Source organism: Sphingomonas sp. Tas61C01 (assembly GCF_052567495.1).
In genome coordinates, this window is record NZ_CP199583.1 from 1,384,687 (window position 1) to 1,398,928 (window position 14,242).

Here is a 14,242-nt window from a genome sequence, read left to right on the forward strand (position 1 = left end):
GTCAGCGAACCGCATAAGGTACGCTAATGACCAAGATCACCCTCAAGCCGCTCGCCGACCAAGTCATCGTGATCACCGGCGCCAGCTCCGGCATCGGCCTCGTCACCGCCAAGCTCGCCGCCGAACGTGGTGCCAAGGTCGTGCTGGTCGCGCGCAACGAACGCTCGCTCGCCGATGCCGTGGCGGAGATCGTCGCCAAGGGGGGCGATGCCATCCACGCGGTCGCCGATGTCGGCGACATCGCGCAGGTCCGTGCCGCCGCCGATGCCGCGATCGCGCGCTATGGCCGGATCGACACCTGGGTCAACGACGCCGGCACCGCGATCTACGCCAAGCTGGTCGACACCCCGCTCGACGAACATCGGCAGCTGTTCCAGACCAACTATTTCGGCGCGGTCCACGGTGCGCTGACCGCAATCGAGCATCTGCGCGACCATGGCGGCGCGATCGTCACCGTCGGCTCGATCGCGTCGGACCTGCCCTCCCCGATCCTCAGCGCCTATAGCGCGTCCAAGCACGCAGTTCGCGGCTTCGTCGATGCATTGCGGATGGAGCTGACCGCCGACAAGCTGCCGATCGCGGTCACGCTGATCAAGCCCGCCGGGATCGACACCCCGATCGCGCAGAACGCCGCCAAGCATGTCGATGGCGAGGGCCTGTTGCCGCCGCCGGTCTATGATCCGACGCTGGTCGCGCGCGCGATCCTCGACGCTGCCCAACATGTCCGCCGCGACGTGACGGTCGGCGGCGCGGGCCGGCTTCAGGTACTGGTCGGCAAGCATTTCCCCGCGCTGCTCGACGTCATCGCGCCATTCATGGAGCCGATGATGTCGGACCCGACACGGCGCCCCTCCGCCAGCACGATCTTCGCGCCCGGCCGCCACGGCCAGGAGCGCTCGGGCGTCCAGCCAGGCCGCAAGACCAGCCTCTACACCGCGGCGCAGTTGCACCCCGCGGTCACCCGCACCGCGCTGTTCGCCGGCGCGGCCGCGCTCACCGCCCTGTTCGTCACCCGCCAACGCCGCGAGCGCTGAACCATCCGTGTTCCTGCGAATGCAGGAACCTAGGGTCACGACAGGTGACGCACGTAACCCTGGGCTCCTGCGTTTGCAGGAGCACGACATCGCCATGAAAAGCTAGCTTACCGCCTGCCGCCGCCACAGCACCGTCGCCATTCCCGCGAGCACCGCGGTGGCGGCGATCAGCACGGCCCATAGGATGATCTGCCGTCGCGATCCGCCCGCATCGTCGGGCGCGGCCAGCCGCAGATCGTCTCGCGGCGCCTGCACGGAGGCAGCGGCGACCGACCCGCCACCCGCCTGCGTCATCACGCTGCCGAGCGGCAGATACGCATCGCTCGCTCCCGCCCGCCCGGCCGCGAGCGTGAACGGCGGTCGCCCCGCCGCGACGAACACGATCGCGCGCGGGGCGAAGCCGATCCGCAAGGTCGGCGCGACGGTGAACCCTGCCGATCGCTCGTCCGCCTCGATCCGCATCGTCGAATAATCGCCGTCGCCAAGTGCGATGTCGAGCGACGCCGCCGCCCCGCGCCCGGCGGTGCCAGTCCCGATCAGGTTCCACGGCTGCTCCCGGTCGCGCCGCCCGAACACCCGCACCGGCACGACCAGATCGTCGCCGCCGGTCACTACCCGCAGCATCGCGATCGGCGTCGCGAACGGCACCACGACCTCGAACGCGTGCGCGTCCTGCAACTTGGGCAACGTCGCCGACACCGTCACCGCGCCCGCCGCCGCGCCGCCGGTGACAAGGCTCGCTCGGCGAATGACGACGGGCGTCAGCAACCGCGACGCCGCGCGCCAGCCGATCCGCAGATAATCCCGGTCGAGCATCGCCCCGCCGAGCCGCAGCACCGGCTGCGCGGTGTCGCCAGCCGCCCGGTACACAGCGGTCTCCGCGATCGGTCGCCAGGTCTTGAGGTCGCTGCTCGCCTCCACCGTCAGCGTCACCGGCTGCGCGACGGGCAGGTCCGCATCGATCGTCAGGCCGGTCGCCGCGGCACTGATCGCCCGCGCATCGAACAGCACGCCGACCAGCTTCGCGCCGGGCTCCCCCGCGACGGTGCCGTCGATCCGCGCGCTTCGCGTCGCGCCGGCGCCGTCGAGCTGGAGCGACACGCCGGTCACCGTCACGGTGTCCGCCGCGCCCAGGATCGGCAGCGCCGGCAATTCGTAGTGCCGCCCCGGGGCCACCGCCGGTGCCGCCCGCGCGATCGGCATGCTGCGACCCGCGGCGTCGAACACCCGCACATCCGCCAGCCCCGTGCTGCGCGACGCGGCGAGCACCGCAGGCGGCAGATCGATCCGCTGCACCGTCGATCCCGCGCCGGGCACCACCGGCACCTTCAGTCCGTACTCCGCCGGCCCGTCCGCCGCAGTCAGCGACCACAACGCCAGCACCAGCCATCCCGCTCTCCGGACTCGCGTCATGCCGTCGCTCCTTCCGGCACCGGCGGCCCCCCGCGCGGCGGCAGCGGCGCGAGATAGCCGACCACCAGCATCAGCACGCCGACCACGATGAACGCCACGATCGTCGCGCCGCCACCGGAGTTGGCGAGATCGACCAGCAGCAGCTTCACCACCGTCAACCCGAGTAGCCCCGCGCCCGCCAGCCACAGCCCGCGCACCTTGCGCCGCGATGCCGTGACCATCAGCGCCAGCGCCAGCGACGTCCACAGGATCGCCAGCCCGCTCTGCACCACCACGCTGCCGAGCAGCGCATCGCCGTTCCACGCCACCCCGAGCAGCTGATGCGCCGTGCGCAGCCAGATCGTGTTGACGATCACGAAGGCGAGACCCGCCAGCGCCGCGAGCGGTCCATAGCCCTCAAGCGCCGCGACGCCCTTGGGCCGCGGGTCGCTCTCCAGCATCGTCCGCCGCCACAAGGCCAGGCCGCCGAGCGCGATCCCGAGCGTCAGGTCGATCGGGTTGAGCAGCGGGATGTACGGCAACGGCGCCGCATTGCCCGCCGACGTCACCGCCGAGACCAACGCACCGAGATAGGCCAGCGCGGCGATAGGGATAGCGGCACGCCAGCCATAGCCGGTCGCATGAGCGTCGATCGGCCAGCGCCGCGCCACGCCGCGCCTGCCCATCGCACGCCCGGCGGTGAGCGTCAGCGCCGCCAGCACCGCGATCGCGCCGATCAGGAACGCGGCATCGGCCCACGCGCTGCCCCATAGCCGTGCCCGATCGACCCCGAGCCACAGGCAGTCCGCCAGCATCGCGGTCGCCAGCCACACGCCGCCGACATGCTCCGCCTGCAACAGCGCGACCGGCGCGACGGCGCTCTCCGCCCGGTCGTTGAGGTACAGCAGCCGCAGGTGCAGCGCGATCCCGACCGCCCAGATGATCGCATCGGGCAGGGACGGCACATGCCTCCCCGCTCGCGTCGTCGCGACGAACGCCAGCGCCAGCGCCGCAAGCGTGCCGTGGCTCGGCCAGGTCGCGACCGGCCACCGCAGGCGACGCGCGACGGTCGCCGCGATCCACGCGCTGACGACATAGGTCAGCATGATCAGCAGCGGCCACAACGCAGGTTCGATCGCCGGAGCGGGCGACAGGCCGGCGTGGAGCGACGGGGCGTTCCGCGTCACCTCCAGCGCCCAGGCGAGGCACCAGAAGAAGAAACCGAACAGGAATACCGGCTTGCCGAGATGTGCTTCCACCTCGGCATAGCCGTTTGCCAGCCGCGATCCGCTGGTCGGCAGCCGCTCGCGCAGCCACCACGCCGTCCCCAGCGCCGCCAGTGCGATCAACATCGCGCCGACGAAGCCGGGGTTGGCGAGCGGGATCGCCGACAGTCGGTCGCGCGCACCCGCCACGAACACGAACGCCGCGAGCAGCTGGAGCAGCATGCCGAACAGCCGCGGCATCCACCGCGCCTGCCGCATCCCGACCCAGAAAGCTCCCGCCCCTTCGAGCGCCCAGGCCGCGCTCGTCCAGCGCGCGCCGAGTGCCAGCGGCACCGCCAGCGTAACGAAACCGATGCCGATCGCCAGCATCGTCTCGTTCATCACCCGGAATGTCTCGCGCCGGTAGCGCATCGTCCACCCGGCGACCGCGAGGTACAGCGCCGCGAAGCCCAGCGCCGCGAACGCGCTTCCGAACGGCCGATCGTGGACCAGCCCGACCTCGAGACCGAAACCAGCGAGCGCCGGGCCGAACAGCAGCGTCGTATCGACGACGTTGCCGAACCGCCCCGGCGTCGCGCGGGTATAGAGCACCGCGGTCGCGACGTAGATCAGCACCGACAGGATCAGGAACGCCTGCGCCGCCGCGAAATCGCCCGGCTGGTAGCTGCTCGTCCCCCACAGGGTCGCCGCGCCGAAGGTCGCGAAGAACCCGATCAGGTTGAGCACCCGCCACGCCTGGCGGTGCGCGATGAACAGGATCGCGAGGTTGAGGATGGTGTAGTAGACGAACACCCCGATGATCGGCCCGCCGCCGCTCGCCAGCAGCAGCGGCACCGCGAAGCCGCCCGCGAACGACGTCGCCGCCAGCGCCTGCGACCGTTGCAGCAGCGCCAGGGCACAGCCCAGCGCGCAGACCACCACCATCAGCACGAAGGCGGCAGCGATCGGAATAGTATCGTAGAGCTTGGCCGCCGCGAATAGCGTCAGGTACAAGGTCGCGACCCCGCCGCCCTGCAAGGCCAGCCCGAACTCCGGCCGGTGCGTCCGCGTCCTGAACCCCACGCCGAGCAGCGCGATGCCGATCGCGGCGACCAGCGCGAGCCGCAGCTCGATCGGGAACAGCCCCGCCGACGCTGCATAGCTGGCGAGGAACGACAGCCCTACGAACAGGATCACCAGCCCCATCCGCACGATCGTGTTGCCGCCGAACAGCCAGCCTTTCGCCGCGGCGAATGCGGTATCCAGCATCGTCGGCTCGGCGGGCGCGGGCGGCACCACGGGCGCCGGCGCGCGCTGCTCGGGCGCTACCTCGCTCGCGGTGGTCGCGACGCGTTCGGGCGGCGCTGCCCGGATCGTCGCGGTCCTGGGTACGGGATCGGGCGCGATCTCGACGGGCGCTTGCGGCGCCACCGCCGCGGGCGCAAAGCCGTGCGCCAGCAGTGCGTCGACCTGGTCCTGCAGCGTCTTCGTCGCCCTCGCCACCTCGGCGCGAACGCCGCGACTTAGCACCCATCCGGCGAACAGCCCGACGACACCGCCCAGGACGAACATCCACTCCTCGAAGTCGCCGAGACACCAGCCGGTCAGGGCGCCGACGATCCCCATCCACATGATCATCAGCCGGCTATTCCCTTCGCCTGGATGCTGACGATGCCCCCATCGCCGCCACCTTCATGGCGCACGCACCGCGTGCGGTCGAGCGCTACCGCTCCCGTTCCGTCGCCCGCCGAGGTCAAACCGGGACGGCGACCGGCCCGGCGCCTGCCAGCACCGCCGCCGCGGCGGCGCGCACGCCCGCCAGGTCGTCGTGGACGATCATGCCGGGTTCGTTCGACGGATCGCCCGCGACCCGCTGCACCCCGATGATCACCGCACCCGCCCCCGATCGCGCCTCGACATCGGCGAACAACGGCCGAATCCGCCGTGCCGCGCGCGCATCGAACAGGCCGAGCAGGCAGACGAGGTCGGCACGGTCGAGCATCATGTCGTCACTTCCCGATCCGGCCCGGTCCTCCCGCGGCCGCAATCGTGCGGCGAGGTTGTCGCGCCGCAGCAGGCTGACGGTCATGCTCGCCACAACGAGGTCGAACGGCCCGCGTCCCGGGATGCAGAGGCAGCCGGCGGTGCCGGCCTCGTCCACCCCCCGCGCGAGGTGCGCGTCGATCGATGCGAGCACCTGCATGATCGTGTCGGCGACCCCGTGCATCGCCTCACGCTCGACGACGCCGCGATCTCGGTCCGCCGCCGCGAGTCGCAAGGCGCCGAGCACGACGTCGTCGTAATAGCTCGCCAGCGGCATCGCCTCGAGCAGGTCGTCCGCCTGATCGACCGCCTCGTCGACATGGCCCGCGAGCGCGCGCTGGTAGAGCGTCTCCGCGGGCGACAGCGCGGGACGATCCCCCAGCAGGATCTCGAACATCGCGAACGCCGGGATATGCCGCCCGAGCACCACCAGCATCAGCGTCAGCGGCATCGCCAGCACCAGCCCCAGCGGTCCCCAGATCCACGTCCAGAACAGCGCCGCGACCACCACCGACACCGGCGACAGCCCGGTCGACCGGCCGTAGAGGAACGGCTCGATCGCATAGCCGATCAGCGGCTCGACCAGCACGAACAACAGCCCGACCGACAGCAGCATGCCCCAGCCCGGATCGATCGCCGCGGCAAGCGCCAGCGGCCCGATCGCCGCGATCAGCACGCCGACATAGGGCACGAAGCGCAACAGCCCCGACAGGATCCCCCATAATCCGGGCGACGGCACCCCGAGCAGGAACAACCCGATCCAGATGATCGCGCCGAACCCGCAATTGACGATGAACTGCGACAGAAAATAGCGGCTAAGCCGCTTTGCGCCGTCGTCGAGCGCCAGCGTCGTCCGGTGCAGATCGGCGGTGCCCATCAGCCGGATCAGCCGATCGCGCAGGTCCTCCTTCTGGAACAGGATGAAGATCGTCACGATCAGCACGATCAACGCGGTCTCGATCGGCGCGAGCGCGGGGAGGACGATCAGCTCGACCTCCTGCATCGCGGTCATCGGCGCCTCGCGGATCTCGACCGGCACCGCGCCGCCGCCGCGCTTCGGCGCCGCCGCCCGCTCGCCCTGCAGCCGCGCACGGGTCGCTGCGCGGTCGCCCCCACCGCCGTCCTTTTCCTTCAGCAGGAAACCGAAGTGCTGCTGGACGTCGCCGCGCACCTTGGCGACGCGTTCGGCGATCCGTTCGGCATAGGCGGGCGCGTCCTTGGTCAGCGTCGCCGCCTGGCTCGCGATCACCGCGCCGGTGACGACCATCGCCGACAGCGACAGCAGCAGCGCGAGCACGACCGCGGGCGTCCGCGCCAGCCGCGCGCGCCGAAATGCGGCGACGATCGGCGCGAGCAGGAACGACAACAGGATCGCCAGCGTGATCGGCACCAGCACCGATCGCCCGAAATAAAGGCCCGCGGTCACGATCGCGGCAATGATCCAAGGCACCAGCGGCTCCAGCCCCCGGCCACGCGACGGACGCACGGTCGGGGCAGCGCTGGCGGCGGTCGGGCTCTGCGTCTCGTTCATCGTCGTCCCCGAACCATGCGGGTCGCTCCGCCGGCCCGGTCTCGATGCACGGTTGATCGTCATCATGCAAACGGGTTGGCCCGACCCCCTTCGCCACGTTGACCTGCGCCCGGCGCCCCGCCAGTCTGTGCGGCATGGATGCTTCCACCCTGTCCCGCCGCGATGCGCTCACCGGCCTCGCTGCCAGCGCCGCGCTCGCCGCCACGCCGCTTCGCGCCGCAGCCCCCGCCATTCCCGCGGCCGCGCTGCTCGATCGGCTGGCCTGGCAGCTGATCGAGCTGCAACCGGGGGACGCCACCCGTCTCGGTATCGACACCGGCGCGCACGCCGCGCTCCGCGGGCGGCTCGACGATCGCTCCCCCGCGGGTGCCGAGCAGCGCCGCACCTTCCTCACCGCCGCGCTCGCCGAGCTCGCCAGGGTGCCGCGCACCGGCGTCGACCAGACCATTCTCACCAGCCTCGCGGTCGCCGACAGCGCCTTCCGCACCGCCCTGGACGGCATGGCGTTACCTTATGGCTATGCGACGATCGGCGACTGGCGGAACACGCCCTATCTGGTGATCCAGAATGTCGGTGCGTGGCTCGACGTGCCGCAATTGCTCGACGGGGACCAGCCGGTCCGCACCCGCGCCGATGCCGAGGCCTATCTCTCGCGCCTGACCGCGATGGCGGCGCAGCTCGACGGTGAGACCGTCCGCATCCGCGAGGCGCGGGCGAAGGGGCTCGTGCCGCCGTCCTTCCTGCTCGACAAGACGATCGCGGGGATGACCCAGACGATTGCCGCGGCGGCGCAGCCCGACGGTCCGTTGGTAGGTCCGCTCCGCCGCAAGGCCACCGCGATCCCCGGCGACTGGTCCGCCCGCGCCGCCAGGATCGCGACCGCCCTGATCGTTCCCGCGCTCGAGCGACAACGCGCCGAACTCACCGCCCAGCGCGCGGTCGCGACCGACGCCGCCGGCCTGCTCACCCGCCCGCACGGCCCCGAATGGTACGCCTGGGGCCTGCGCGCCGGCACCACCACCCGGCGCACCCCAGCCGAGATCCACGAGATCGGCCGCACCCAGCTGATCGCGCTGCAGGCGCAGATGGACGTGATCCTGAAAAGCTTCGGCCTCAGCGAAGGCAGCGTCGCCGATCGCGCCGCCGCGCTGCAGCGTCGGCCCGGCATCGGCTTTCCCGGCGGCGACGAGGGCCGCCGCCAGATCGTCGCCTATATGCAGGGCAAGATCGACGCGATCCGTCCGCGCCTGCCCAACGCCTTCCGCCGGCTGGTGAAGGGCAATCTCGAGATTCGGCGGATGCCTCCGGCGCAGGAGGCGGGCGCCCCTGCGGCCTATGGCGGGCCGGGATCGCTCGACGGCAAGATCACCGGCAAGATCTGGGTCAATCTCGGCGATCCGTCGATTCACAACCGCGTCACGATCCCCGATCTGGTATTCCACGAAGGCATTCCCGGCCATGTCTGGCAGGGCGAATATGCGCAGCAACTGCCGCTGATCCGATCGCTACTCGCGTTCAACGCCTATTCCGAAGGCTGGGCGCTTTATGCCGAACAGCTCGCCGACGAACTCGGCATGTACGAGGGCGATCCGGCCGGCCGTCTCGGCTATCTGATGGGGCTGTCGTGGCGTGCGGTGCGGCTCGTCGTGGATACCGGTATCCACGCGATGGGCTGGACCCGCGATCGCGCGCTCGCCGAGTTCGTCGCCGCCACCGGGCTGCCGCGCAGCAACGCGGTCAGCGAGGTCGATCGCTACTGCGCCTGGCCCGGCCAGGCTTGCGGCTACAAGCTGGGCCAGACCGAAATCGTTGCCCAGCGCACCCGCGCCGAGGCCGCGCTCGGCCCGCGCTTCGACCTGCGCGACTTCGATCAGGCGGTTGTCGACGGCGGCAACGTTCCGCTCGACGTGCTGGGCGAGAATGTCGGACGCTACATCCAGGGCAAGTCAGCGGCCTGACCGCCCCCGCACGTAGAACAAATGCGTGTCGACCCGCGCCACCTTCACCAGCGAATCGCGCCAGTACGGCACCATCCAGTCGGTATGGTAATGCGTCGCCCGCCCAATGTCGGCGAACACCCGCCCGGCCAGCGCCTGCCGCGCGTGCCGGCGCGCCGCGCCCCAGCCCAGATGCACCGTCCGCCGCGCTAGCGATCCGTCGCACGTGAACGAAAATTGGCATCCGGTCGTCCGTGTGAACCCCTGATAGACCACCCCGCACACCGTCTTCGGAAAGCCCGCGACCCGCACCCGGTTGAGCACGACCTGCATCACCGCGCGCTGGCCACGGCGATCGTCGCCTGCCTCGTACAACGCCGCGGTGGCGAGGCATTCGACCGCCTGCTCGCGCGCCGCGGGGCCGCCGCGGAAGCGATAGGGCTCGGCCCGCACCCGCCGCCGCGCGACGATCGGCACCGCTGCGTTCGACGCTCGCGCCGCCGCCATCGACAGCGGCTCGACCTTCGCCGGGCGCACCGGCTTCTGGCGCCACGGATCGAAGAGCCCTGCGAACAGGATCACGATCGTGACGATCCCGATCAGCAGCAGCCAACGCTCCGCCGCGCTGTGCCGCCGGGCACCGCGCCGACGGGAGGAGGAGATCGCGCGTCGTCGTGACATCGCGGCTGCTTAGCCGCGCGGCGCGGCCGACGCAGCCCCGGATTGCGCCCGCGCCGCGACAGGCTATCCAGGACCTGGCACCACGGAGGAACATCATGCGCCTGCTCACGATCATCGCGCCGCTGCTCTTCGCGCAAGCCGTCGCCGCCGCCGAACCGCCGTCGTTGCTCCTGAAGCCCGCGGGGGTATTCGATGGCGTCGACGGCAGCGTCCACCCCGGCTGGCAGGTGCTCGTCACCGGTGACAGGATCGTCGCAGTCGGCCCCGATCTCGCCACCCCCGCTGGCACCACCACGATCGACCTCGCCGGCGCGACGCTGATGCCCGGTATGATCGAGGGCCACGGCCACCTGTTCCTCCACCCGTATAATGAGACCAGCTGGGACGATCAGGTCCTTCACGAACCGCTGGCGCTGCGCACCGCCCGCGCGGTAGCGAGCGCGCGGGCGACGCTGCTGGCGGGCTTCACCAGCGAACGCGATCTCGGCACCGAAGGCGCGGGCTATGCCGATGTCGGGTTGAAGGCCGCGATCGACCAGGGGATCGTGCCGGGCCCACGGCTGTCGGTCGCGACCCGCGCGATCGTCGCGCTCGGCGCCTACGGGCCCAAGGGCTTCGAGCCGGGTGTGGCAGTCCCGCAGGGAGCGGAGGAGGTCTCGGGCGTCGATCAGATGGTCGCCGCGGTCCGCCGGCAGATTGCGGCGGGCGCCGACTGGATCAAGCTCTACGCCGATTACCGCTGGCGCGCCGGCGAAGACAGTCGCGCCACCCTGAGCCTCGACGAGCTGAAGGCTGCGGTCGCCGCCGCGCACGACGCCGGCCGCCCGGTCGCGGTCCATGCCTCGACTGCGGAGGGGATGAGCCGCGCAGTGGCGGCGGGGGTCGATACCATCGAACACGGCTATGGCGGCACCGCGACGATCTTCGCGCAGATGGCCGCGAAGAAGATCGCGCTCTGCACCACCCTGGCCGCCTCCGACGCGACCTCCCGCTACCGGGGCTGGACTGGCGCCGAACCTGCCCCGCCCGCGGTCGCGCTCAACCGCGCGAGCTTTCGCCTGGCGATGAAGGCGGGGGTGCCGATCTGCATGGGCGGCGACGTCGGCGTCTTCGCGCACGGCGAGAACGCCCGCGAGATGGAGCTGATGGCCGCCGCGGGGATGAAGCCCGCCGACGTCCTCATCGCGGCCACCACCGGCAACGCCCGCGCGCTGCACCTGTCCGACCGCCTCGGCGCGGTGAAGCCGGGCCTCCTCGCCGATCTTGTCGCAGTCGACGGAGACCCGACCCGCGATGTCCGCGCGGTTCGCAAGGTCAGGCTGGTGATGAAGGGCGGACAGCCGGTCGCGCGCTAGGGCGAGGGTACGCAGTTTCTATCCGGACCTGCTCCCCCAAGTCGTGCTCCCGCGAAGGCGGGAGCCCAGTACTGGGTCCCCGCCTTCGCGGGGACACAAGCGTTTGGGACCGCAGACCTCGCAGCCGGAACAGAACGCGGGCCTAGACCACCCGCCACCTACCTCAAGAATCGTAGAAATACGGCGACTGCTCCGCCCAGCGCGTCCCCGGATACCGCGCGTGCAGCAGCGCGAACGCGCGGCGGCCGAGATGGTCATGGTTGGCGCCCCAGCGCGCAACCCTGATCAGCCGGTACAGCGTTTCCGCCGCGCGCGGATCGGACGGATGTGCGCGGACATAGGCGAGCGCCTCGTCCCACACCGACGGCGCCGTGCCCGCGGTGAGGAACCGCCGCCGCTCCGCGAACGCCTGGGGCAGCGTCGCCGCGGCGAACCCCGGCAGCTGCAGCGGGAACGCGCCGCTACCGCACCGCTCCATGCAGGTGAGGTCGCTCGCCGCCTCGCCATCCTCCACCGGGCCGAGGATCGCGGCGGGCAACGTCACGCCCGCCAGCCGCGGCACCGGCAAGCCCGGCGACACCGCACGCGGCGCCACCAGGCGCCAGTCCACCCAATAGCCGGAAAAATCCCGCTCGACGCCCATGGGCCGTTCGAGATCGGCAAGATCGCTCCTGAGGCTCGGGATCTTCGCCATCGCGTAAAATTCGGCGAAGCGCTTGTCCGCGCCCGGCCGGGTCACGGCGATCCGCCGCCAATCGTCCGCGATCTGCGGCAGCAGCGTGACGAGCAGACCCGCCAGTCGATCGATCGCCGCGTCGTCCTGCACCTGCACCGCCCGCGCGAAGCCGGTCAGCGCGATGTCGAGCCGCAGCGGCGCCGGGATCGCGGCATCGCCCGCCAGCGCAACCCGCCGCCCCATCGGCAGCAGGTCGATGATCGCGCGCGCCTCCGCGCCGAACCCGACGAAGCCGCCAGTCACCGGCGCGATCAACCCGTCGCCATAATAGCCGTTGCCGTCGACGCATGCCTTGCTCGCAGGCTCGCAATAGGGTGTGCGCAGCCCGTATCGCACCAACTCCGCGAGCGTGGCGGCGCGCTGCGTCCGGATCGCGAGGAACAGGTTGCGATCGGCTCGGGACAGATCGCCCCGGGCGAGGATCGCGTCCGCATCGCGCCGGATCGCCGCCGGCTCAGCCGAGGCCATCGTCAGCCGCAGCAGGTGATAACGGACGCTCGGCCACGCCGCATCGCGATCGGCCACGCGCCGCGCCGCCGCGATCAGGTCTCCGACGCCCGGATCGGCCGGGTTGGCGAGGCTCAGCGCCGCCACCAGCCAGGCCGCTCCCGCCTGCGCCTGCGCCTTCGCCTGCCAGCGTTGCCGGGCATGCGCCAGCGCGGCAACGCGATCCTTGGGTCGCATTGTCCTGATCCAGTCGGCGGCTTCGGGCTTGTTCGCGGTTTGGTCGCTCAGCGTCATATAGTCGCGGAACGCCACCGCGATGTCGGGCATCGGCGCGCGCGCGCCGAGATCGCGGTCGAGCCGGGCGAGCAGCCCCGCCGGATCTTCGCGGAACGCCAGCACCTGCCGCATCCGCTCGACCTCGCCACGGCCATAGGTGCCGCTCGGCGCCGCAGCGACCCGAGCGATCGCGGCATGCGCGGCGGCGAAGCGGGCCGGCGACGGCTGCATGCGCGCCGCTCGCTGCAGCGCCCGCGCCTCGAGATAGAGGCCGAGCGGCTGCCAGGGCGAACGCCGATCGAGCCCGATCGCCGCAAACCGGGTCGCAGCCTCCTCGGCACGGCCATCGTAAAGCGCCATCGCCGCAAGCTGGTAGGCGCGATCCGCGCGCAGCCAATCGGGGGCGTCCGCAGGCAAGGCCGGCAGCGCCACGCCCGGCTTCCCGCAGGCATCGAACACTGCGTCCTGCGCGGCGACCCAGGCCCGCACCGCCGGCCCATCCTTGCCGAACCGGCGGACACGATCCTCCAGCGTCGCCGCAGCGGTGATGAAGGCGTCGTCGAAGCAGTTGGGCGTGGAGGTATAGTCCGGCCCGGGCCGCTCGGTGGAGATAAAATAAACCTCGGCGACGCCCGGCACCTTACGCCGTGCCGCCGTCCAGGTGTAGGACGCGTCGCCCGCGGTGCCGCAGCAGGGCTTGGCCAACGCCGCGGTCGCGCCCTCGTCGAGCGTCAGCCCGTTCAACCCGCGCCAGTCCGCGAACAGCAGCGAATCCGGCGCCGCTGCCTTCACCACGCCGGGCCGCCCCGCGGTCAGCCCCGCGACATCGTGGACGTCGACATAATCCGGCTGCGGCGACGGCCCGCCCGAACCGATCGCCTGGCCCGACAGCGCCACCGCCGCGATCGCACCCCACCGCCGTGCCCTGCCGCTCACCACCGCCCGACCTCCTCCTTCACCCGCGCGAACTCGCTTGCCGTCCAGCTCTGCGGGGCGAAGACATACACGAGCCTATCGGTCGGCGCACGGGGTAGCGGCGTATCGGTCGCGATCCCGAGCGCGGTGCGGCAGCGCGGATTGCGGAAATCGTCGCCCGCCGCCAGCCGCCGCCGGATCGTCTCGGCGCCGCGCTGCATGCGGAACAGCATCGGCACGATCTCGTCGACGGCCGCATCCTTCAGCCAGCTCTCGGTATCGCACCAGGACGCCAGCGCGGTCATCGACACGATCGTACCCGCGGGCAGGCCACGGCGGACATCGGCCAGCAAGTCGAGCAGCGCCTGCCGTTCGGAGGCACGCACCTCGAAGTCGACCTGCACCCGCCGCGCCGGCACCACCTGCGCATAATGCAGCACCGCCGCCGCTAGATTGTGCCGCAGCAGCGGGGTCCAGCGGAGCGGGCGTGCGGGCTCGATCTGCACATGGACCACCGCCGTGCTCGGCGGCTCGCCGACCTCGAGCGGATGGCGGCGGCCGCGCGCACGGATCGCGTCGCCGTCGATCGAAACGAAGCCGGTCTGCACCGCGATCTCGGCCTTCCCGGCCGCGAAGCGCATGTCCTCCGGACGCTCCCACGCCCACAATACCATCTTGGGGGACGGTCGA

At 71.4% G+C, this 14,242-nt stretch carries 9 protein-coding genes; 3 read left to right on the top strand and 6 right to left on the bottom strand.

Going from position 1 to position 14,242, the window contains the following annotated elements; all coding sequences use genetic code 11:
- Window positions 1-26: 26 nt before the first annotated feature.
- Window positions 27-1,034: an SDR family oxidoreductase gene (locus ACT009_RS06575; protein ID WP_445193537.1), complete on the top strand. Its 1,008-nt coding sequence runs from the start codon at window positions 27-29 to the stop codon at window positions 1,032-1,034.
- Between the two features lie 102 nt (window positions 1,035-1,136).
- Here the strand turns inward: ACT009_RS06575 and ACT009_RS06580 are convergent, their stop codons facing one another.
- From ACT009_RS06580 to ACT009_RS06590, 3 genes are all read right to left on the bottom strand, one after another.
- Window positions 1,137-2,447: a DUF3999 family protein gene (locus ACT009_RS06580; protein WP_445193538.1), complete on the bottom strand. Its 1,311-nt coding sequence runs from the start codon at window positions 2,445-2,447 to the stop codon at window positions 1,137-1,139.
- On the bottom strand, window positions 2,444-5,269 hold the full coding sequence (locus ACT009_RS06585) for a DUF2339 domain-containing protein (protein WP_445193539.1): 2,826 nt from the start codon (window positions 5,267-5,269) through the stop codon (window positions 2,444-2,446). Before ACT009_RS06585 ends, ACT009_RS06580 begins: the two co-directional genes overlap by 4 nt.
- Window positions 5,270-5,384: 115 nt before the next feature.
- Window positions 5,385-7,205: an AI-2E family transporter gene (locus ACT009_RS06590; RefSeq protein ID WP_445193540.1), complete on the bottom strand. Its 1,821-nt coding sequence runs from the start codon at window positions 7,203-7,205 to the stop codon at window positions 5,385-5,387.
- 134 nt (window positions 7,206-7,339) lie between these two features.
- Here ACT009_RS06590 and ACT009_RS06595 point away from each other — a divergent pair, with 134 nt between their 5' ends.
- Complete coding sequence (locus tag ACT009_RS06595; RefSeq protein ID WP_445193541.1) at window positions 7,340-9,163, top strand: DUF885 domain-containing protein; 1,824 nt, start codon at window positions 7,340-7,342, stop codon at window positions 9,161-9,163.
- On the opposite strand, the gene ACT009_RS06600 is transcribed toward ACT009_RS06595, so the two are convergent.
- Complete coding sequence (locus tag ACT009_RS06600; protein WP_445193542.1) at window positions 9,152-9,823, bottom strand: cell wall hydrolase; 672 nt, start codon at window positions 9,821-9,823, stop codon at window positions 9,152-9,154. The two genes, ACT009_RS06595 and ACT009_RS06600, sit on opposite strands and share 12 nt — an antisense overlap.
- A 95-nt stretch (window positions 9,824-9,918) precedes the next feature.
- On the opposite strand from ACT009_RS06600, the gene ACT009_RS06605 reads away from it, so the two are divergent.
- The gene (locus ACT009_RS06605) at window positions 9,919-11,178 is read left to right on the top strand and encodes an amidohydrolase family protein (RefSeq protein ID WP_445193543.1); all 1,260 of its coding nucleotides are present in this window, start codon (window positions 9,919-9,921) and stop codon (window positions 11,176-11,178) included.
- 163 nt (window positions 11,179-11,341) lie between these two features.
- Here ACT009_RS06605 and ACT009_RS06610 read toward each other — a convergent pair whose 3' ends face one another.
- On the bottom strand, window positions 11,342-13,573 hold the full coding sequence (locus ACT009_RS06610; RefSeq protein WP_445193544.1) for a hypothetical protein: 2,232 nt from the start codon (window positions 13,571-13,573) through the stop codon (window positions 11,342-11,344).
- On the bottom strand, window positions 13,570-14,226 hold the full coding sequence (locus ACT009_RS06615) for a hypothetical protein (RefSeq protein ID WP_445193545.1): 657 nt from the start codon (window positions 14,224-14,226) through the stop codon (window positions 13,570-13,572). Before ACT009_RS06615 ends, ACT009_RS06610 begins: the two co-directional genes overlap by 4 nt.
- Between the last annotated feature and the right edge of the window lie 16 nt (window positions 14,227-14,242).

Coding starts and splice junctions, on each gene's coding strand:
- ACT009_RS06615 (WP_445193545.1), bottom strand. CDS start 14,226: ATGGTATTGTGGGCGTGGGAGCGTCCGGAGGACATGCGCTTCGCGGCC.
- ACT009_RS06600 (WP_445193542.1), bottom strand. CDS start 9,823: ATGTCACGACGACGCGCGATCTCCTCCTCCCGTCGGCGCGGTGCCCGG.
- ACT009_RS06590 (WP_445193540.1), bottom strand. CDS start 7,205: ATGAACGAGACGCAGAGCCCGACCGCCGCCAGCGCTGCCCCGACCGTG.
- ACT009_RS06585 (WP_445193539.1), bottom strand. CDS start 5,269: ATGATCATGTGGATGGGGATCGTCGGCGCCCTGACCGGCTGGTGTCTC.
- ACT009_RS06605 (WP_445193543.1), top strand. CDS start 9,919: ATGCGCCTGCTCACGATCATCGCGCCGCTGCTCTTCGCGCAAGCCGTC.
- ACT009_RS06595 (WP_445193541.1), top strand. CDS start 7,340: ATGGATGCTTCCACCCTGTCCCGCCGCGATGCGCTCACCGGCCTCGCT.
- ACT009_RS06575 (WP_445193537.1), top strand. CDS start 27: ATGACCAAGATCACCCTCAAGCCGCTCGCCGACCAAGTCATCGTGATC.
- ACT009_RS06580 (WP_445193538.1), bottom strand. CDS start 2,447: ATGACGCGAGTCCGGAGAGCGGGATGGCTGGTGCTGGCGTTGTGGTCG.